This window comes from Micromonospora sp. NBS 11-29 (genome assembly GCF_002140155.1).
GTDB lineage: Bacteria > Actinomycetota > Actinomycetes > Mycobacteriales > Micromonosporaceae > Micromonospora.
The window spans coordinates 225,822-246,122 of record NZ_NAPR01000013.1 but is presented as its reverse complement, the minus strand read 5'-3'; the positions used below and the strand labels follow the sequence as shown (position 1 = coordinate 246,122).

The 20,301-nt window shown below is 74.0% G+C and carries 14 protein-coding genes and 2 pseudogenes; 12 read left to right on the top strand and 4 right to left on the bottom strand.

What is annotated here, in order from left to right:
- Positions 1-46: 46 nt before the first annotated feature.
- A complete protein-coding gene (locus tag B1205_RS17500; RefSeq protein ID WP_089156589.1) occupies positions 47-1,306 on the bottom strand; it encodes an amidohydrolase in 1,260 nt (419 codons plus the stop codon).
- Positions 1,307-1,759: 453 nt separating this feature from the next.
- A pseudogene (locus B1205_RS17495) lies at positions 1,760-3,288 on the bottom strand (acyl-CoA mutase large subunit family protein).
- A 193-nt stretch (positions 3,289-3,481) separates the two neighbouring features.
- On the opposite strand from B1205_RS17495, the gene B1205_RS17490 reads away from it, so the two are divergent.
- Together B1205_RS17490 and B1205_RS17485 are read left to right on the top strand one after the other, a co-directional pair.
- Complete coding sequence (locus B1205_RS17490; protein ID WP_089156588.1) at positions 3,482-5,473, top strand: serine/threonine-protein kinase; 1,992 nt, start codon at positions 3,482-3,484, stop codon at positions 5,471-5,473.
- A gap of 49 nt (positions 5,474-5,522) precedes the next feature.
- The gene (locus B1205_RS17485) at positions 5,523-7,187 is read left to right on the top strand and encodes a phospho-sugar mutase (RefSeq protein WP_089156587.1); all 1,665 of its coding nucleotides are present in this window, start codon (positions 5,523-5,525) and stop codon (positions 7,185-7,187) included.
- Between the two features lie 51 nt (positions 7,188-7,238).
- Here B1205_RS17485 and B1205_RS17480 read toward each other — a convergent pair whose 3' ends face one another.
- Together B1205_RS17480 and upp are read right to left on the bottom strand one after the other, a co-directional pair.
- Positions 7,239-7,919, bottom strand: coding sequence for a GOLPH3/VPS74 family protein (locus B1205_RS17480; RefSeq protein WP_089156586.1), 681 nt, complete (start codon positions 7,917-7,919; stop codon positions 7,239-7,241).
- A gap of 73 nt (positions 7,920-7,992) precedes the next feature.
- Entirely contained in the window at positions 7,993-8,625 is a 633-nt protein-coding gene (gene upp / locus B1205_RS17475; protein WP_089156585.1) for a uracil phosphoribosyltransferase, read from the bottom strand.
- A gap of 111 nt (positions 8,626-8,736) precedes the next feature.
- Here upp and deoC point away from each other — a divergent pair, with 111 nt between their 5' ends.
- The 10 genes and pseudogenes from deoC to B1205_RS31735 all read left to right on the top strand — a co-directional run.
- Positions 8,737-9,696, top strand: a complete 960-nt coding sequence (gene deoC / locus B1205_RS17470) for a deoxyribose-phosphate aldolase (RefSeq protein ID WP_089156584.1) — start codon at positions 8,737-8,739, stop codon at positions 9,694-9,696.
- Between the two features lie 5 nt (positions 9,697-9,701).
- Positions 9,702-11,126 (top strand): aldehyde dehydrogenase family protein, encoded by a 1,425-nt coding sequence (locus B1205_RS17465; protein ID WP_089156583.1) that lies wholly within the window; start codon positions 9,702-9,704, stop codon positions 11,124-11,126.
- A complete protein-coding gene (locus tag B1205_RS17460; RefSeq protein ID WP_089156582.1) occupies positions 11,119-11,943 on the top strand; it encodes an aldehyde dehydrogenase family protein in 825 nt (274 codons plus the stop codon). The genes B1205_RS17465 and B1205_RS17460 overlap by 8 nt, the downstream gene beginning before the upstream one ends.
- A 390-nt stretch (positions 11,944-12,333) precedes the next feature.
- Positions 12,334-12,894 (top strand): BlaI/MecI/CopY family transcriptional regulator, encoded by a 561-nt coding sequence (locus tag B1205_RS17455; protein WP_089156581.1) that lies wholly within the window; start codon positions 12,334-12,336, stop codon positions 12,892-12,894.
- Positions 12,895-12,904: 10 nt separating this feature from the next.
- Complete coding sequence (locus B1205_RS17450; RefSeq protein ID WP_089156580.1) at positions 12,905-13,810, top strand: M56 family metallopeptidase; 906 nt, start codon at positions 12,905-12,907, stop codon at positions 13,808-13,810.
- A 102-nt stretch (positions 13,811-13,912) separates the two neighbouring features.
- On the top strand, positions 13,913-15,160 hold the full coding sequence (locus B1205_RS17445) for a cytochrome ubiquinol oxidase subunit I (protein WP_089156579.1): 1,248 nt from the start codon (positions 13,913-13,915) through the stop codon (positions 15,158-15,160).
- A gap of 11 nt (positions 15,161-15,171) precedes the next feature.
- On the top strand, positions 15,172-16,098 hold the full coding sequence (locus B1205_RS17440) for a cytochrome d ubiquinol oxidase subunit II (protein ID WP_254910018.1): 927 nt from the start codon (positions 15,172-15,174) through the stop codon (positions 16,096-16,098).
- 64 nt (positions 16,099-16,162) lie between these two features.
- Positions 16,163-17,893, top strand: a complete 1,731-nt coding sequence (cydD, locus tag B1205_RS29840) for a thiol reductant ABC exporter subunit CydD (protein WP_254910017.1) — start codon at positions 16,163-16,165, stop codon at positions 17,891-17,893.
- On the top strand, positions 17,890-19,662 hold the full coding sequence (gene cydC / locus B1205_RS29835; protein WP_176308664.1) for a thiol reductant ABC exporter subunit CydC: 1,773 nt from the start codon (positions 17,890-17,892) through the stop codon (positions 19,660-19,662). Before cydD ends, cydC begins: the two co-directional genes overlap by 4 nt.
- Positions 19,663-19,938: 276 nt before the next feature.
- Positions 19,939-20,301 (top strand): annotated as a pseudogene (locus B1205_RS31735) (permease prefix domain 1-containing protein); the annotation flags it as partial.

The window sequence follows — 20,301 nt, the reverse complement described above, 5'->3', positions numbered from 1 at the left end:
CCGAACCCGCCGGGCCCGCTGCCGGGCGGGCCGGCGGGCGGTCCGGTCAGCGCGCCGCCGCCAGTGCCCGCAGCGCGGTCTGGACCATGAGGCGTACGCCCACCTCGATGGCGCGCTCGTCCACGTCGAAGGAGGCCCGGTGCAGGTCCACGTTGGGCCCGTTCCGGCCGACGCCGAGGCGGGCGAGCGCGCCCGGCACGTGCTCCAGGTACCAGGAGAAGTCCTCGCCGCCCATGCTCTGCGGCGTCTCGGCGATGCCCTCCGCCCCGAGCGCCGACGCGGTGGCCGCGGTGAGCACGCCGATGGCTCCGGCGTCGTTGGTGACCGGGGGCCGGCCGCGCAGGTATTCCAGGTCGACGGTGGCGCCGGTGGGCGCGAGCACGTCCCGCACCACCTGGGCAACGATCTTGGGCGCCTGGTCCCAGGTCTCCCGGTCCATCACCCGCAGCGTGCCGGAGGCGAAGGCCTCGGAGGGGATGACGTTGTAGCGGGTGCCGGCCGAGGCGTGGCCGAACACCAGCAGCAGTCCGCTGTTGGCCGGCACCCGGCGGCTGATCAGCGACGGCACCTCGGTGACCAGCCGGCCGAGCGCGTCGACCAGGTCGACGGTCAGGTGCGGGCGGGCGGTGTGCCCACCGGGGCCGGTGAGCCGGACGGTGACGTTGTCCGCGGCGGCGGTGATCGGGCCGACCCGCAGGCCGACCTTGCCCACGCCGAGGTTCGGGTCGCAGTGCAGCGCGAAGATCTGCACCACGTCGTCCAGACCGCCGGCCTCGATGACCTCCAGCGAGCCGCAGGGCAGGATCTCCTCGGCCGGCTGGAAGATCAGCCGCACCCGGCCGTCGAGCTGACCGAGGTCGGCGAGCTGGGCGAGCAGCATGCCGACGCCGAGCATGACCGTGGTGTGCACGTCGTGCCCGCAGGCGTGGCAGACCCCGTCCACGGTGGAGCGGTACGGCACGTCCTTCGAGTCGCTCAGCGGCAGCGCGTCGATGTCGGCGCGGAGCGCGACCACCGGCCCGTCGGGGCGGCCGTCGATGTCGCAGATGACACCGTTGCCCTTCGGCAGCAGGCGCGGCTTCAGCCCGGCGAGCGACAGCTCCCGGTGGACCAGGGCGGCCGTCTCGAACTCCTCACCCGACAGTTCCGGGTGCGAGTGGATGTGACGGCGGGTGGCGATGAGGCCGGGTACCCGCAGCGCGAGCAGATGGTCGAGCTCGAAGGGCAGGGGCTGGGAACCGGTCGGCGCCTCGGGCCGGGACGACGCCAGCGGGCCGCCCGGAGGCAGCGTCAACGCACTCGTCACGTCGAATTCTCGATCACTGGTGAGGGATGGATCATCGGGCAGGACAGCAGACAGCCTAGACCTCCGACGGTGACGCTGCGCAACGTCCTTCGCGTAGCGATCGGATCGCGCAGCGTCACGAACGCCCTGGTGAGAGGGCTCGGATATCTGCGGGACAGCAGGTAGATCATGGTCGAACGCCGTCATCCGCCCCCCACCTCCTACAACCGGTAACCGACCGAATTGTCGCATCGGTCACGGCGGTCAACGGCCGCTCGGACAATTGACCGACAACGGCGCGCGACCGAACGGCTCCCGACGGTGACACGACCGCCCGGTAGTCGACCGCACAGGCTGTCCGTCCGGTTCATCCGGTCGGGTTACCCGTTCTCCCCGACCGCACACGCGGCAGGCGACGCCACGGCGGCCCGACGCCGACACGGAGGGCGTCGGTCGGGCCGCCGTGCGGACGGGTCAGAACCGGTCGCTCGGCCGGTAGGTGCCCCACACCTCGCGCAGCGTCCCGCACACCTCGCCGACCGTGGCCCGGGCCCGCAGCGCGTCCTTCATCGGGTGGAGCACGTTGGTGTCGCTCTGGGCCGCGGCGCGCAGTTCCGCCAGGGCCCGCTCCACCGGCCCCGGGTCCCGCTCCGCGCGCAGCTTGGCCAGCCGCTCCGCCTGGGCCGCCTCGATCGCCGGGTCCACCCGCAGCGGCTCGTACGGCTCCTCCTCGTCGATCCGGAACCGGTTGAGCCCGACCACCACCCGCTCGCCCGAGTCGATCTCCTGCGCGATCCGGTACGCGGACTGCTCGATCTCCCGCTTCTGGAAGCCGGCCTCGATGGCGTCCACCGCCGAGCCGTGGTCGAAGACCCGGTCCATCAGCGCGGTGATCGCGGTCTCCAACTCGTCGGTCATCGCCTCCACCACGTACGACCCGGCGAACGGGTCCACCGTCGCGGTCAGGTCCGTCTCGTACGCCAGCACCTGCTGGGTGCGCAGCGCCAGCCGGGCCGCCTTCTCGGTGGGCAGCGCGATCGCCTCGTCGAAGCTGTTGGTGTGCAGCGACTGGGTGCCGCCGAGCACCGCACCCAGGCCCTGCACCGCCACCCGGACCAGGTTGACCTCCGGCTGCTGCGCGGTGAGCTGCACACCAGCCGTCTGGGTGTGGAAGCGCAGCATCATCGACTTCGGGTTCTTCGCCCCGAACTCGTCGCGCATCAGCTTGGCCCAGATGCGCCGGGCCGCGCGGAACTTGGCGACCTCCTCCAGCAGCGTGGTGCGGGCCACGAAGAAGAACGACAGCCGGGGCGCGAAGTCGTCCACGGCCAGCCCCGCCGCCAGCGCCGCCCGGACGTACTCCACGCCGTTGGCCAGCGTGAACGCGATCTCCTGCGCGGGCGAGGCGCCGGCCTCGGCCATGTGATAGCCGGAGATGGAGATGGTGTTCCACTTCGGCACCTCGGCCCGGCAGTAGGCGAAGGTGTCGGCGACCAGCCGCAGGGAGGGCTTCGGCGGGAAGATGTACGTCCCCCGGGCGATGTACTCCTTGAGGATGTCGTTCTGGATGGTGCCGTTGAGCGCCGACCCGGGCACCCCGGTCTCCTCCGCCACGAGCTGGTAGAGCAGCAGCAGCACGGAGCCGGGCGCGTTGATGGTCATCGAGGTGGAGACCTTGTCCAGCGGGATGCCGCCGAAGAGCGTACGCATGTCCTCGATGGAGTCGATCGCCACGCCGACCTTGCCCACCTCGCCGCTCGCGATCGGGTCGTCCGAGTCGTACCCCATCTGGGTGGGCAGGTCGAACGCCACGGACAGGCCCATCGTCCCGGCGCGCAGCAACTGGTGGTAACGCGCGTTGCTCTCGGCGGCGGTGCCGAAGCCGGCGTACTGTCGCATGGTCCACGGGCGGGACGTGTACATCGTCGAGTACACCCCACGGGTGTACGGGAAGTCACNCCCTTGATCGGGAAGCCCGACTCGCTTGACCGCGCATCGCTCATTACCGGATGGTAGGACGCGATCACCACTTGGTGGGTGAGGGATACCGCACAGCGGGAAGCGGAGGTGAGTGACCGGCGGACATACCGTCGAGTAGGTAAACGCCCGCCGCGTCGGGTTTCGCATCGGGCGTCGGAACCAGCAAGATAGAGGGGTTGTGTCCCAGCCCCCTCGATATCCCCCGGTGGCTTTTCTGTGACTCAGATTCCGACGTGGAGCGGCGGACCGACCAGTCCCCCCACTGGACGCGCGGCGCCCGGCACCACCATCGGTGGTCGCTACTCGTTGCGCTCCCCGGTGGGCAACGGAGGCATGGGCACGGTCTGGCGAGCCACAGACACCCTGCTGCGCCGCGACGTCGCGGTCAAGGAGGTCGTCCTCCCGCCGGGGCTGGCCCCCAGCGACCGGGACGCGCTCTACGAGCGGACGCTGCGCGAGGCCCGCGCCGCCGCCGCCATCCAGCACCCCGCCGTGGTGCAGGTCTACGACGTGGTCACCGAGGGTGGCCGGCCATGGATCGTGATGGAGCTGCTGGACGCCCGCAGCCTCGCCGACATGGTGATCGAGGACGGGCCGGTCGCCCCGCGCGCGGTCGGCAAGATCGGCATCGCCCTGCTCGGCGCGTTGGAGGTGGCGCACGCCATCGGTGTGCTGCACCGCGACGTCAAGCCGGCCAACGTGCTGATCTGCACCGACGGCCGCTGCGTGCTCACCGACTTCGGCGTCGCCCGGATGCCCACCGACGTGCAGCTCACCACGCCCGGCATGGTGCTCGGCTCGCCGCACTTCATCTCCCCCGAGCGGGCCATGGGCCAGGAGTTCGGGCCGCCCAGCGACCTGTTCTCACTCGGCGTGACGCTCTACACCGCGGTCGAGGGTCGGCCCCCGTTCGACAAGGGCGACCCCATCGAGACCATGCACGCCGTGGTCGAGGACCCACCCGCCACGCCGCAGCGCAGCGGCCCGCTCACCGGCGTGCTGATGGGCCTGCTGGAGAAGGACCCGGCCCGCCGGCTGGACGTGCACCGCGCCCGGGCCATGCTGCGTGAGCTGCTCGCCGGGCCGCTGACCAGCACCGCCACCGCGGTCAACTCGGTCACCGACCCGTACGCGGTGGTGCCCGTGCAGCGACCGACCACCCCGCCGGCGATCGCGCCGGAGCCGAAGCCGAGCGGCCAGATCGGCGGCCGGGCGATGATCGCCCCGGAGGAGTCGCTGACCGACCGGCTGGCCGCGCTGCGGCGCGGCGAGCGCCCGGCGGCCAAGCCCACGGCGGGCGACGCGGCGCTCGACGAGACCAGCGCCGACGTGCTGGCCGGGCCGCTGCACACCCCCACCGGCGCGATGTCCGGGCCGGGCACGTCCGACGCCACCCAGCGCATCTCGGCCGACCCCACCGTCCGGCTCGGCCAGGGCACCGGTACGGACGCGACCCAGGCGGTGCCCACCACCTACGGCCGCACCGTCGACGCCACCCAGCCGGTGTACGGCGGCACCCAGTGGTCGGTGCCGGGCACCGGCCAGCCGTGGACCACCCCGGCCACCGCCCCGGCCGACGGCCCTTCCGGCGGGGCGAAGGGCCTGCTCGGCCGGGTGAAGGCGTGGCCGCGCAAGGTCCAGCTCGCCGTCGCCGGTGGCCTGGCCGTGGTGCTCCTGGTGAGCGTGATCGCGCTGACCAGCGGCGGCGACGACGCGCCCCCGCCGATCGTCGGCACGCTGCCCACGAACTCGGCCGCCGCCGCGCCGGAGATGCAGGAGCAGACCGTCAAGGGCGTCACCGTCCAGGTGCCGAAGGGCTGGCAGCGGCAGACCGGCGGCCTCTACGTCGACTACGTCGACCCCGCCGACGAGGGCCGCAAGGTGCGGGTCATCGCCGAGGAGTGGAGCGGCACCTCGATCAGCTGGGCCGAGTTCGCCTCCCGGAATCTGAAGAAGAACAGCGCCAAGAGCAAGAACTGTCCCGCGCCCTACACCGAGATGTCCGTCTCCGAGCAGAAGCTGGCCGGGCAGGACGCGGGCCAACTGGAATACACCTGCGGCGAGGGCGACACCATGCGGCACGGCGTCTGGCGGGGTCTGGTCAAGGACGGGAAGGTCTACTCGTTCTACCTCTCCTCCACCGACGCGCGNACAAAGCCGATCTTCGACGCGATGGCCGACTCGTTCCGGCTCGCGGCGGCCGACTGAGTCGAGGCCGACGACCGAGGGTGATCCGCCGCCGTGCTATCAAGAGGCCATGGCGGCGGACACCACTGATCTTGACGACCTTCGCGGCCGAGCCGAGCGCTGGCTCGCCGACGACCCCGACCCGGCCGACCGGGACGAGTTGCGCGCCGTCCTCGACGGGCTGCCCGGCACGGCGACCGACCTGGCCGACCGGTTCGCCGGCCCGCTGACGTTCGGCACCGCCGGCCTGCGCGGTCCGCTGCGCGCCGGGCCCAACGGGATGAACCTGGCCGTGGTCACCCAGGCCGCCGCCGGGCTGGTCGGTTGGCTCGCCGCCCAGGGCGGCGAGGGTCCGCTTGTGATCGGGTACGACGCCCGGCGCGGCTCGCGTGCCTTCGCCGAACGCACCGCGCAGGTGGCCACCGGCGCCGGCCGTCCGGCCCTGCTGCTGCCCCGCCCCCTGCCCACGCCCGTGCTGGCGTTCGCGGTGCGGCAGCTCGGCGCCGTCGCCGGCGTGATGGTCACCGCCAGCCACAACCCGCCGCAGGACAACGGGTACAAGGTCTACCTGGGCGCGCGGCTCGGCGGCGACCTGGGTGCCGGTGCACAGATCGTGCCGCCGGCCGACGCCGGCATCGAGGCGGCCATCCGCGCGGTCGGTTCACTGGCCCGGGTGCCGCTCGGCCCGGCCGGCCAGGTGCTCGCCGACGATCTGATCACCGCGTACGTGGAACGGGCCGCGGCGGTGGTCGACCCGACCGGGCCGCGTGACCTGAAGGTGGCGTACACCCCGCTGCACGGCGTGGGCGCGGCGGTGCTGACCGCCACCTTCACCCGGGCCGGGTTCGGCGTGCCCGGCGTGGTGCCGGAACAGGCCGAACCGGACCCGGCGTTCCCGACCGTCAGCTTCCCCAACCCGGAGGAACCGGGCGCGGTGGACCTGCTGGTCGCGCTCGCCGACCGCACCGGCGCGGACCTGGCGATCGCCAACGACCCGGACGCGGACCGCTGCGCGGTGGCCGTCCGCGACGCCGGGTCCTGGCGGATGCTGCGCGGCGACGAGGTGGGCGCGCTGCTCGCCGACCATTTGATGCGCCGCGGCGTGACCGGCCTGTACGCCACCACCATCGTCTCGTCGACGCTGCTGCGGGCCATGGCCGCCGCCCGGGGGCTGCCCTACGACGAGACGTTGACCGGGTTCAAGTGGATCGTCCGGGCCGGCGGCGGCCGGGAGCCCCTGGTGTACGGCTACGAGGAGGCGCTGGGCTACTGCGTCGCGCCGGGGCACGTCCGGGACAAGGACGGCATCACCGCCGCGCTGACCGTCGCCGAGCTGGCCGCCGACCTCAAGGCGCAGGGCCGTACGCTCACCGACCGCCTCGACGAGCTGGCCGCCGAGTTCGGCGTGCACCACACCGACCAGCTCTCGGCGCGGGTCGAGGACCTGCGGGTGATCACCGACGCGATGGCGCGGATCCGGGCGGCCACCCCGACCGCACTGCTCGGGCGTCCGGTCACCGAGGCGTCCGACCTGCTCCCCGAGGCGGACGTGGTGATCCTGCGCACCGACGCCGCCCGGGTGGTGATCCGGCCCTCCGGCACCGAGCCGAAGCTCAAGGCGTACCTGGAGGTGGTGGAGCCGGTGACCGACGGCGACGTCCCCGGCGCCCGCCACCGCGCCCGGGCCGCCGCCACGGCGCTGCGCACCGAGATCGCCGCCGCCCTGGCCCTCTGAGGGTGAGAGGGGGCCCCTTCTATACCGGATGCGTTAACAGGGGGCCCCTCCTTACACGCCCCGCTTGCCGAGGGCGGCGTCGACGGCCTGCGCCAGAGCGGCGACGACCAGGCTCACCGAGGGGCGCACCACGCTGTCCTCCAGGCTCACCGTGCCGGAGAAGCCGGCACCCGCCGCGATCTCCGACAGGCGCTTGCCGGCCTCCCCGGCGGCGGCCCCGGTCAGCCCGAGCGCCGGCTCCATCCGCAGCACCGCGACCAGCGTGGCGAGCGCGGCGGTCCGCTCGTCCGGGAGCTGCCCACTGGTCAACGCGTCGGCCAGCCGCCGCCGGATGTCCGCCTCGACCGAGGCGTCCGCCACCGGGTAGCGGTGCACGTGGATGAAGCCCAGCTCGGTCTCCTCCACGTCGCGGACCACGCCCCGGCCGCACAGGTCGCCGAGGATGCTGTCGCGCAGCCCGTGCCGCAGCCGCTGCACCCACGACGACGGCGTGTGCGGCGTATCCGCAGCGATCTTGGCGAGGACCCCGTCCGCGATCGGCTCGCCGATCGGCGCCGGGTCGACCACCGCCAGGTTCCCGTCCACGTACGCGATCCGCCCGGCCAGGGCCAGCTCCACCAGCACCGCCGCGGCCATCCCCAGGTCGAGGCTGATCCGCGGCATGGTGGCCTTGCCGGTTTCGTCGTCATACGCGAGGAGCAGCAACTCCTCGGCGAGCGCAACACCAGTCATGGCCCGGAACGCTAGCGCCTCCCCGCACCCCCGCGCACGGACTCGCCGCCGTCTCCCGTCCCGCCGGCGCGATTCAGAAGCGCGGCATGCCGCCGAACTGACGGTCGCCGGCGTCACCGAGGCCCGGAACGATGAACATCTTGTCGTTCAGGCCCTCGTCGATGGACGCGGTGACCAGCCGCAGCGGCAGGCCGCTGCGCTCCAGCCGCTCGATGCCGACCGGGGCGGCCAGCACGCAGAGCACGGTGATGTCGGTGCAGCCCCGGTCGGCGAGCAGCCGGCAGCAGTGCTCCAGCGAGCCACCGGTGGCCAGCATCGGGTCGAGCACCAGCACCGGCAGCCCGCTCAGGTCGCGGGGCAGCGACTCCATGTACGCCCGCGGCTCGTACGTCTCCTCGTCGCGGGCGAGGCCCACGAAGCCCATCGACGACTCGGGCAGCAGGCCGAGTGCGGCGTCGGCCATACCGAGACCGGCCCGCAGCACCGGCACCAGCAGCGGCGGATTCGCCAACCGGGTGCCCTCGGCGGCGGTGACCGGGGTCTGGATCGAGTAGTTCTCGACCGGGAAGGAACGCGCGGCCTCGTACACCAGCATGGTGGTGAGTTCCCGCAGCGCGGCCCGGAACGTCGCGGAGTCGGTCCGGGCATCTCGCATGGCGGTCAGCCGCGACTGGGCGAGCGGATGGTCAATGACGTGTACGTCCACGATCGCTCAACCTACCGGTCCGCGGTCCGGCGTACGGCGGGTGCGGCCGCAGCGCACGACCGCCGGTCGTGACCAAGATCACTCGACGCGCGGGTGCGTACTATTCGGGGCATGACGGCGACAGCGACGTCGGCCCGGTCGGACCTCTCCGAGCTGGGACGATCGGAGACCGCTCTGCGGACCTTCCTGCACGGCCTACCGGGCGTGGACCAGGTCGGCGCGGAGCAGCGGGCGGCCCAACTCGGCACCCGTTCCATCAAGACCACCGCGAAGGCGCAGGCGATCGACCTGGCGATCCGGATGGTCGACCTGACCACCCTCGAAGGGGCCGACACCCCCGGCAAGGTTCGGGCGCTCGCCGCGAAGGCGTTGCGCCCCGACCCGGCCGACCCGTCCTGTCCGCACGTCGGCGCGGTCTGCGTCTATCCCGCCATGGTCCCGTACGTGGCCGAGGTGCTGGCCGGCAGCGGCGTGCACCTGGCCAGCGTGGCGACCGCGTTCCCGTCCGGTCAGGCCCCGCTGGAGGTCAAGCTCGCCGACGTCCGGGCCGCCGTCGCGGCCGGCGCGGACGAGATCGACATGGTGATCAACCGGGGCGCGTTCCTGGCCGGCCGCTACGGCGAGGTCTACGACGAGATCGTGGCCACCAAACAGGCGTGCGGGGACGCCCACCTGAAGGTGATCCTGGAGACCGGCGAGCTGGCCACCTACGACAACGTGCGGCGGGCGTCCTGGCTGGGCATGCTGGCCGGCGGTGACTTCATCAAGACCTCCACCGGCAAGGTCCCGGTCGCGGCCACGCTCCCGGTGACGCTGGTGATGCTGGAGGCGGTCCGTGACTTCCGCGCCGCCACCGGGCGGCAGGTCGGCGTCAAGCCGGCCGGCGGGATCAAGACCACCAAGGACGCGATCAAGTACCTGGTCATGGTCAACGAGACGGTCGGTGCGGACTGGCTCGACCCGGACTGGTTCCGGTTCGGCGCGTCCAGCCTGCTCAACGACCTGCTGATGCAGCGCACCAAGCTGACGACCGGCGTCTACGCCGGCCCCGACTACTTCACCCTGGACTGACCGCGATGTTCGAATACGCCCCCGCGCCCGAGTCCCGCGCGATCGTCGACCTCAGACCGTCCTACGGCCTGTTCATCGACGGCGAGTTCGTGGACGGCGAGGATCTCCACAAGACGATCAATCCGGCCACCGAGGAGGTCCTGGCCGAGGTGACCTGGGCCGGCGAGGCGGACGTGGACCGCGCGGTCCGCGCCGCGCGGACGGCGTACGAGCAGGTCTGGGGTCCGATGCCGGGCCGGGACCGGGCGAAGTACCTGTTCCGGATCGCCCGGCTCGTCCAGGAACGCTCCCGCGAGCTGGCCGTGCTGGAGTCGCTGGACAACGGCAAGCCGATCCGCGAGTCCCGCGACGTCGACCTGCCGCTGGTCGCCGCGCACTTCTTCTACTACGCCGGCTGGGCCGACAAGCTCCCGTACGCGGGCTTCGGGCCGGACCCGAAGCCGCTCGGCGTGGCCGCGCAGGTCATCCCGTGGAACTTCCCGCTGCTCATGCTGGCCTGGAAGATCGCCCCGGCCCTCGCGGCCGGCAACACGGTGGTGCTCAAACCGGCCGAGACCACCCCGCTGACCGCGCTGCTCTTCGCCGAGATCTGCCAGCAGGCCGACCTGCCGGCCGGCGTGGTCAACATCGTCACCGGCGCCGGCGACACCGGCCGCGCGCTGGTCGAGCACCCGGGCGTGGACAAGGTCGCGTTCACCGGCTCCACCGAGGTCGGTAAGGCCATCGCCCGCGCCGTCGCCGGCACCCGCAAGAAGCTCACCCTGGAGCTGGGCGGCAAGGCCGCCAACATCGTCTACGACGACGCCCCGATCGACCAGGCCGTCGAGGGGATCGTCAACGGCATCTTCTTCAACCAGGGGCACGTCTGCTGTGCCGGTTCCCGGCTGCTGGTGCAGGAATCGGTCGCCGGCGAGGTGCTGGAGTCGCTCAAGCGCCGGATGGCCCGGCTGCGGGTCGGCGACCCGCTGGACAAGAACACCGACGTCGGCGCGATCAACTCGGCCGACCAGCTCGCGCGCATCCGGGAACTGTCCGACGCCGGCTCGGCCGAGGGCGCCCAGCGCTGGTCGCCGCCATGCGAGCTGCCCGAGCGCGGGTTCTGGTTCGCGCCGACGATCTTCACCGGGGTCACCCAGGCGCACCGGGTCGCCCGCGAGGAGATCTTCGGCCCGGTGCTGTCCGTGCTGACCTTCCGCACCCCCGCCGAGGCGGTCGAGAAGGCCAACAACACACCGTACGGGCTGTCCGCCGGGATCTGGACCGACAAGGGTTCCCGGATCCTGTGGACGGCCGACCGGCTGCGCGCCGGCGTGGTCTGGGCCAACACGTTCAACAAGTTCGACCCGACCTCCCCGTTCGGTGGCTACAAGGAGTCGGGCTACGGCCGCGAGGGCGGCCGGCACGGCCTGGAGGGATACCTCAATGTCTGAGCGGGTCGCGGTACGCAAGACGTACAAGCTCTTCATCGGCGGGAAGTTCCCGCGCAGCGAGTCGGGACGGTCATACCTCGTGCAGGACTCCAACGTGTCTCTCGCCTCCCGGAAGGACGCGCGGGACGCCGTCGTGGCCGCCCGCGCCGCGGCGAAGGGCTGGGCCGGCGCGACCGCGTACAACCGGGGTCAGATCCTCTACCGGGTGGCCGAGATGCTGGAGGGCCGGCGCGAGCAGTTCGTCGCGCTCGGCGTACCGGCGGACGAGGTCGACGCGGCGGTCGACCGCTGGGTCTGGTACGCGGGCTGGTCCGACAAGCTGCCGCAGGTCTACGGCGGGGCGAACCCGGTGGCCGGGCCGTACTTCAACCTGTCCGCGCCGGAGCCGACCGGCGTGGTGGCCGCGGTGGCCCCCGAGACGCCGGCGCTGCTCGGCCTGGTCAGCGTGATCGCCCCCGCCATCGTGACCGGCAACACCGTGGTGGTGGCCGCCTCCCCGGCGGCGCCGCTGGCAGCGGTGACGCTGGCCGAGGTGCTGGCCACCTCCGACCTGCCGGGCGGGGTGGTCAACATCCTCACCGGTCGCCTGTCCGAGACGGTGCCGACGCTGGCCGCGCACATGGACGTCAACGCCATCGACCTGACCGGGGTCGCCGACGCCGAACTGGCGGCGGAGCTGGAGGTCAGGGCCGCGGAGAACCTGAAGCGGGTGCTCCGCCCGGCCCCGGCCGACCACGACTGGCACACCGACCCGGGCCTCACCCGCATGACGACGCTCCTTGAGACGAAGACGGTCTGGCACCCCAAGGGCACCTGACCCCGCCACCCCGCTCCGCAAAGATCCACCCCAGTTCGCCGAAGCGGCGGCATCCTCCTCGCATGGATGCCGCCACTTCGCCGATACCGCCGGGCCGACCGGCTCACCGGCCGAGCCGGGCATGATCGACTCCACTTCGCCGACGTAGCGGCATCCCATCCGGTGTGAAGGCACCACTTCGCCGAGGTGGTGCCGGTTGAGTGGCGCCGACCGCAGCCCGATTTGGAGATCAACACCAGCACGGCGTAGTGGCGGCATCGAGCCGCGTGCGACAGCACCACTTCGCCGAGATGGTATGGATCATCAAGCAGGGCCACGTCGAGCGTGGCCTCTGCAACGGGGAGTCCTGGTCGGGCGGGAGGCTTCTACTACCGGGGGTAGGATTGAGGGGTGACTCGGCTGGGGGACCTTGAGCGTGCGGTGATGGACGTGCTGTGGGACTCGACGCCCGCTTCGTCGGACGGCGTGACCGTGCGCGAGGTCGCCGACGCCCTCGACGGCCGCGAGCTGGCCTACACGACGGTGATGACGGTGCTCGACCGGCTCGCCGGCAAGGGCATGGTGCAGCGCGAACGGGAGGGGCGGGCCTGGCGTTACCGACCCGCCGCCACCCGCGAGGCGCACATCGCCCGGCTCATGCTCGACGCGCTCGACCTGGGCGGCAGCCGGGACGCCGCGCTCGTGCGCTTCGCCCGCTCGGTGACCGGGACGGAGGCGGACGTGCTCCGCGCCGCTCTCGCCGCCGAGGCCGGCCGCGCCGAGCACACCCGACCAGCCGAGGCCGGCCACGCCGAGGACGCCCAACCTGCCGGGTCCGGCCACGCCGAGCACACCCGACCCGCCGGGTCCGGCCACGCCGAGCACGCCCCACCCGCCGGGGCCGGGCTGGCCGACCGCGTCGAGGATCCGCGGCCCGCCGGGCCGGCGCTCGACGAGGCCACGGACCGGTAGGGCGGCCGCCGTGGCGTACACCGTGCACTTCGCCGCGACCGTCCTGGCCTGCTGGCTGACCGCGCAGGTCCTCGCCGCCGCGCGCTGGACCTGGCGTGCGCCGCGGGTCGCGATCGTGTGCTGGCAGGCGGTCGGGCTGGCGCTCGGGCTCTCCGCCATGGGGCTGCCGATGTCGCTCGGGCTCACCGCCTACGACCGGCCGACCGGGAGCGCGCTGCTGGCGCTCGCCGGCGACCTGGCCCACGGCACCCTGCCGGCCGGCGTGGGCGCGGTGCACCTCGGCCTGGTCGGGGTCGGCTTCGGCATCGGCGCGGTGCTGCTCACCACGACGGTACGCAGCGTTCACGGCGCGGTACGCGCCCAGCGCCGGCACCGGGAACTGCTCAGCCTGGTCGCCCGGCGCGACCCGACGGTGCCCGGCGCGCTGGTGCTCGACCACCCGAGCGCGGCGGCGTACTGCCTGCCCGGGGTGCGGCCCCGGGTGGTGGTGAGCGTCGGGACGCTCGACCTGCTCGATCCGGCCGAGCTGGCGGCGGTGCTCACCCACGAGCGGGCGCACGCCCAGGAGCGGCACGACCTGGTGCTGCTGCCGTTCACCGCGCTGCGCCGGGCGCTGCCCTGGTTCCGCTGGGTGCGGGACGCGCACGCCCGGGTGGCGCTGCTGGTCGAGATGCGCGCCGACGACAAGGCCCGGGAGGTGCACGCGGACGAGCCGCTGGCCGGCGCGCTGCGCCGGTTCGCCGCCGCCGGGCACCGGGTCACGCCGGCCGGCACGCTCGGCATCGGCGACCGCGACCTCGACGTACGGATGCAGCGGCTACTGGTCCCGGACCGCCCGCCGCGGGTGCTGGGCGCGACCGCGCTGGCCGTCGCCGCCACCCTGGTCGCGCTGCCGATCTCCCTGTTCCTGAGCTGACGCCGCCCCTACGGGGCTTCTCCGGGTTCGCGGGTCCGTATACGTAGTCATTCTACGTGTAGGGTGCCTACGACAAGCGAGCCAACCCGTGGGAGAACGGTCTTGGATCCCCTGCTCCTCGCCCGCCTTCAGTTCGCCACCACCACCTCGATCCACTTCCTCTTCGTGGCGGTCACCCTCGGCCTGGTCACGCTCCTGGTCGGGCTCCAGACGGCCGGCTACCTCACCGGCAAGCCGGTCTACGAGCGGCTGACCCGCTTCTGGGGCCAGCTCTACGTGATCAACTACGTGCTCGGCATCGCCAGCGGCATCGTGATGGAGTTCCAGTTCGGGTTGAACTGGAGCGGCCTGTCGCGCTACGTGGGCAACGTGTTCGGCGCCCCACTCGCCATCGAGACGCTCGTGGCGTTCTTCCTGGAGTCCACGTTCCTCGGCATGTGGATCTTCGGGTGGCACCGGCTCCGGCGCGGCGTGCACCTGGCGTTGCTGTGGGGCGTCGCGCTCACCGCGTACGCGTCGGCGTTCTGGATCATGGTGGCGAACGCCTGGCTCCAGCACCCGGTCGGCTACGAGGTCCGCGACGGCGTCGCCCACCTCACCGACTTCGGCGCGCTGGTCACCAACCCCACGTTCGGCTTCGCGTTCGGTCACGTACTGTCCGCGAGCCTGCTCACCGGCGGCCTGCTGATGGCCGCGGTCAGCGCGTGGCACCTGCTGCGGCGTACCCCCGACTTCGCGCTCTTCCGCACGTCGCTGCGGCTCGGTCTGGTCACCGCGGCGATCGCGGTGTCCGCGCTCCAGGGCTTCGGCTTCGCCCAGTTCGGCCCGGTCGGGCAGCTCCAGCCCACCAAGTTCGGCGGCGGCGCGGACCGGGAGGCGACGGTCGCCGAGTGGACGGCGCGGTTCGGCCCCGGCGACTGGGATCCGCCAGCGCTGTCCAGCGTCGGGCTCGGCTTCATGATCCTGATCGGCTTCGCGCTGGGCGCCGTCTGGCTCCTACTGCCGCTGCTCTGGCGCGACTGGATCATCCGACTACGGTTCCCGCTCTGGCTGATCCTGCTCGGTCTGCCGCTGCCGTTCGTGGCGGTGCTGCTCGGTTGGATCGCCCGTGAGGTGGGCCGCCAGCCCTGGGTCGCCTACGGGCTGCTGCCCACCGCGCAGGCCGTCTCGCCGGTCGGGCCCGGCCTGATGCTCACCTCGCTGGTCGGCTTCAGCCTGCTGCTCGGCGCGCTGGCGGTCACCAACTGGGCGCTGCTGGCCCGGCACGCCGCCCGCGGGGCGCTCGACCCCGCGCTCGGCCGCCCGCCCGCGCCCGAGGCCGACGGCCACCACCAGCCCGTGTTCGTCTGAGGGAGCGCGCCGTGGAACTCGCCTGGTATGCCCTGCTCGGTCTCTTCTTCGCCGTCTACCTCGTGCTCGGCGGCTACGACTACGGCGTCGGACTGCTCCTGGCCCGGCACGCGGGAGCCCACCGGGACGCGCTCACCGCCGTCGGGCCGTTCTTCCTCGGCAACGAGGTGTGGCTGGTCGCCGCCGTCGGCATCCTGTTCGGCGCGTTCCCCACGCTGGAGGGGGAACTGCTCTCCGGCTTCTACCCGGCCGTGCTCGGCGCGTTGGCCGGGGTGGTGCTGGTGACCGTCGGGGTGCAGCTACGCAGCCGGCCGACCACGCGCGTGGGCCGGGCCGGCTGGGACCGGGTGGTGGTGGTCGGCAGCGTGCTGGCCGCGCTCGGCTGGGGCGCCCTGCTCGGCGGGCTGCTCCAGGGGGTGCCGCGCACCGCCGGCGGGCACGTCGCCGGCATCGGCCACGTCGTCACCCCGTTCGTGGCCGCCGCCGCGCTGACCCTGCTCGCGCTGGTCGCGGTGCACGGTGCGACCTTCCTCACGCTCCGGCTCCCGGCCGCGCAGGCGCCGGGCCTCGCCCGGCTGGCCCGCGGACTGGTGCCCACCGCGCTCACCGCGATCGCCACGGCCACCGTGCTGGGCCTGCTCTCCGACCGGGTACGCGCGGCCGTGGCGCGACCGGCGGTCGCCGTACTCCTGCCGGTGGCGCTGGTGGCGGCGCTGCTGGTGGCCCGCGCGGCGCTGGGCCGGGGCCGGGTCGGGGTGGCCTTCGCCGCCACCTCGACGGCGCTGGCGCTGCCCGCGCCGCTGGTCGGGGCCGCCCTCTGGCCCCGGGTGCTGGTCTCCACCGCCGACCCGGCGGCCTCGCTGACCNGGGGGGGGGGAGCCGCCCGACGCTGGCGCTGCTGGGCTGGCTCGTGCTGCCGCTCGTGCCGGCCCTACTAGGCTTTCAGGCGATGAGCTGGTGGGTGTTCCGGGGACGGATCGACGGCAGGGCACCGGTGTACTGGTGAGCCGCCGCCCGTTCGACCCGCGTCTGCTGCGTCGGGTCCCCGCGGCCCGGCGCGACCTCGCCGTGCTCGCGACGCTGGGCGGCCTCACCGCGCTGCTGGTGGTCGCCCAGGCCACCGCGCTGGCCACGCTGCTGGCCACCGCGATCGACGGGCGGCTGCACCGGCCGGCGCTGGCGTGGTTCGTGGCGGCGGTGACCGCCCGGGCGCTGGTGGTCTGGGCGCAGGGCACGGTGGCGGCGCGGGCCGCCGCGACGGTCAAGGCGGCGCTGCGGGCCGACCTGCTCCGCGCGGTCGGCCGGCACGGTCCCACCTGGGTCGCCGGCCGGCGGGCCGGGCAACTCGCCACCCTGGCCGGGCGCGGGCTGGACGCGCTCGACCCCTACTTCACCGGCTACCTGCCGCAGCTCGTGCTGAGCGTGACCGTGCCGGCGGCGGTGCTGGCCCGGGTCGTGTTCGCCGACTGGAGTTCGGCGCTGATCATCGCGCTCACCATCCCGCTCATCCCGATCTTCGGGGCGCTGCTCGGCTGGCAGGCGCAGGCCGCCACCGAACGGCAGTGGCGGCGGCTGTCGCTGCTCGGTGGGCACTTCCTCGACATGGTGGCCGGGCTGCCCACGCTGCGCGCGTTCGGACGCGCCCGGGCCCAGGTCGACGTGGTGCGCCGGATGGCCGACGGCCACCGCCAGGCCACCATGCGCACGCTGCGGATCGCGTTCCTGTCCGCGCTGGTCCTGGAGCTGGTCGCCACGCTCTCGGTGGCGTTGGTCGCGGTGCCGGTCGGCATCCGGCTGCTCGGCGGCGGGATCACCCTCTCCACCGCGCTGCTGGTGCTGCTGCTCACCCCGGAGGCGTACCTGCCGCTGCGGGCCGCGGGCAGCCGGTTCCACGCCAGCATGGAAGGGCTCACCGCGCTGGACGAGGCGCTCACCCTGTCCGCGGCCACCCCGCCGGCCACCGCCGGGCGTGCGGCACCGGACGGCCGCGGCGAGATCCGCTTCGAGGGCGTGACCGTCGCGTACGACCGGACGACCGCGTTGCGCGACGTCACGCTGACGATCCGCCCGGGCGAGCGGGTGGCCGTCATCGGGCCCAGCGGCGCGGGTAAGAGCACGCTGCTCAACCTGCTGCTCGGCTTCGTCACCCCGACCGCCGGCCGGGTCACCGTGGACGGGGTGGACCTGGCCGGGGCCGACCTCGACGCCTGGCGTCGGGAGCTGGCCTGGGTGCCGCAGCGGGCCCACCTGTTCGCCGGGTCGCTGGCCGACAACATCCGCCTCGGCGCCCCGGACACCCCGGACGACGTGCTCGCCGCAGCGGTCACCGACGCCGCGCTGGACGAGGTGGTCGCCGCACTGCCCGACGGGCTCGACACCCGGCTCGGTGAGCGCGGCCACGGCCTGTCCAGCGGGCAGCGGCAGCGGGTCGCGCTGGCGCGGGCCTTCCTCCGGGACGCCCCGGTGGTGCTCCTGGACGAGCCGACCGCCCGGCTGGACAGCGCCAGTGAGGCGGTGGTCCTGCACGCCACCCGACGGCTGGTCGCCGGACGGACCGCGCTGCTGGTCGCGCACCGGCCCGCGCTGCTGGCCGACGCCGACCGGATCCTGCGCGTCTCCGACGGCCGGGTCACCGAGCTGCGCCCGACGCCGACCGACCGGCCCGGTGACCGGACCGCCGTTCCCGACGGCGTGACACCGACCGGCCGGGTGGGCGGGACGGTGACGCGATGACCGCCGTGGACCCGACCGGGTCGCCGGGGTCCGGCCGGCCGGACGCCGAACGGGCCGTGCTGCGCCTGGCCCGGCCCTACCTCGGCCGGTTGCTGGGCGCCGGGTTGCTCGCCGCGGCGACCGAGTTCGCCGGACTGGCGCTGCTGGCCACCGCCACCTGGCTGTTGATGAGCGCCGCCGGGCGGCCCCCGCTGGACCGGCTGACCGTGGCCATCGTCGCGGTGCGGGCACTCGCGGTCGGTCGGGGCGTGTTCCGCTACACCGAGCGGCTGGCCGGGCACGACGCCGTGCTCCGCATGGTCACCGACCTGCGGGCCCGGGTCTTCGCCACGCTGGCCGCCCGGCGGGACGCCGCCGACCGGCGCACCGGGGACGCGTTGAGCCGGCTGGTGTCCGACGTGGAGGCCGCCCAGGACCTGCTCCTGCGCGTGCTCGTCCCCGGGGCGGCGGCGGCCCTGGTCGGCGTGCTCGCGGTCGGCGGCGCCGCGCTGATCTCACCGCCGGCCGCCGGCGTGCTCGCGGTCGGCCTGCTGGTCGCCGGCGTGGCGCTGCCGGCGCTGGCCACCCGGCTCACCCGACGCGCGGCCGACGAGGTGGCACCGCTGCGCGGCGCGCTGGCGGTGGACGCGGTCGACCTCACCCACGGCGCCGCCGACCTGGCCGCGTTCGGGGCGACCGGCGCCGCGCTGGCCGTCGCCCAGGGGCGGGCGGGGCGGCTGGCGCGGCTGGAGCGACGGCTCGCCGCGGTCGGCTTCGCGGTGGACGCGACCGGCGTACTGGTGGGCGGGCTCACCGCCGCCGCGGTTGTGCTCGTGGCGCTGCGCGCCGGGGTGGGCGGGGTGCTGGTCGGCGTCCTCGCGGTGGGCACGCTGGCCGCCGTGGAGGTGGCGCTCGCCCTGGTCGCGGCGGCCCGCCAGCGCACCCAGCTCCGGGCCGGGCTGACCCGGGTCGCCGACCTGCTCACCGCGCCCGCCGCGCCGGCACCGGACGGCACCCCGACGCCCGACGGTCACGACGTGCGGTTCGAGGGGGTGTCGGTGCGCTACCGGCCCGGTGCCGCGCCCGCCCTGGCCGGGTTCGACCTCGACCTGCCGGCCGGCCGCCGGGTGGCCGTGGTCGGGCCGAGCGGCGCCGGCAAGAGCACGCTCGCCGCCGTACTCACCGGCGCGGTGCGCCCCGACGCCGGCCGGGTCACCGTCGGCGGAGTGCCGGTCGCCGGTCACCCGGCCGAGCACCTGCCCCGGTCCGTCGGTGGCCTGCTCGCCGAGGCGTACGTCTTCCACGCCACGGTGCGGGAGAACCTGCTGCTCGGTCGGCCGGACGCCGGCGAGGCGGACCTGGCCGCGGCGACGCGGGCGGCCGGGCTGCTCGACTGGGTACGCGACCAGCCCGAGGGCTGGGACACGGTGGTCGGTGAGCAGGGTGGGCAGCTCTCCGGCGGGCAGCGGCAGCGGCTCGCGCTGGCCCGGGCGCTGTTGGCCGCCCCGCCGGTGCTGGTGCTGGACGAGCCGACCGAGGGTCTCGACCCGGCGGCGGCGGACGCGGTGCTCGACTCGGCGCTCGCCGCCACCCCGGCCGGGCACTCGGTGCTGCTGATCAGCCACCGGCTCAGCGGTCTCGCCGGGCTGGACGAGATCGTGGTGCTGGAGGGCGGCCGGGTGGTGCAGCGCGGTCGGCACGACGAGCTGGTGTCGCGCCCCGGCTGGTACCGGGAGCAGTGGTCACGTCAGGAGGCGGCCGAACGCGGCTATCTCGCGGTCGCACCCTGATCCGGGGTTCACCCCGACGCGGCCGGGTGGTCGTCGATGGCAGGCTGGTCCCATGCGGGTGCATCAGGAGGCACATGTCGAGGAGCGGCTGCGCGAGTTGTCCGGGCGGCTGCACGGGCCTAGACGACTCAAGGCCGACCTGCTGACCGAGGCGCGGCACGCGTTGGAGGACGCCGTCGAGGCGTACCNACCGCCGCCCAGCTCGCACCGGGCTTCCAGGCCGAACTGGCCGCCGGTGCGTTGCGCGGGCTGGCGCTGCGCACGCTCGCGGTGGCGGTGGTGCTGATCTCCGGCGGGGATCTGACCTGGCAGGGGTCGAGCTGGAGCGCCGGCCCGCACCCGCCGCGGAGTTACCAGCTCCTCTCCGCCGCGTTGAACGGCATCTGGGGTGTGGTCGCCGTGTTGGCGCTGGCCGGGCTGCTGCTCGGCGCGCTCGTCGCCCGGCGTGGCTCGCCCCGGCTCGCCCGGTCGGCCCGCACCGTCGGGTTCGGGTTGACCGGTGGGCTGCTGCTCGGTGCGGTCGCCGGTGGCGTCCTGTTCGGGTGGTCGCTCCGGCTGTGGGAGGCCGCGCTGACCTGGCCCCCGATGATCGTCGGCGCGGTGGTGGTCTCGGCGGCCTGGTTCGCCCTGGCCCGGTCG

Bases quoted from the DNA above. Each gene is read 5' to 3' on its own strand.
- B1205_RS17485 (WP_089156587.1), top strand. From the start codon at position 5,523: ATGGCGGCGGACACCACTGATCTTGACGACCTTCGCGGCCGAGCCGAG.
- B1205_RS17480 (WP_089156586.1), bottom strand. From the start codon at position 7,919: ATGACTGGTGTTGCGCTCGCCGAGGAGTTGCTGCTCCTCGCGTATGAC.
- deoC (WP_089156584.1), top strand. From the start codon at position 8,737: ATGACGGCGACAGCGACGTCGGCCCGGTCGGACCTCTCCGAGCTGGGA.
- B1205_RS17460 (WP_089156582.1), top strand. From the start codon at position 11,119: ATGTCTGAGCGGGTCGCGGTACGCAAGACGTACAAGCTCTTCATCGGC.
- cydC (WP_176308664.1), top strand. From the start codon at position 17,890: ATGACCGCCGTGGACCCGACCGGGTCGCCGGGGTCCGGCCGGCCGGAC.
- B1205_RS17465 (WP_089156583.1), top strand. From the start codon at position 9,702: ATGTTCGAATACGCCCCCGCGCCCGAGTCCCGCGCGATCGTCGACCTC.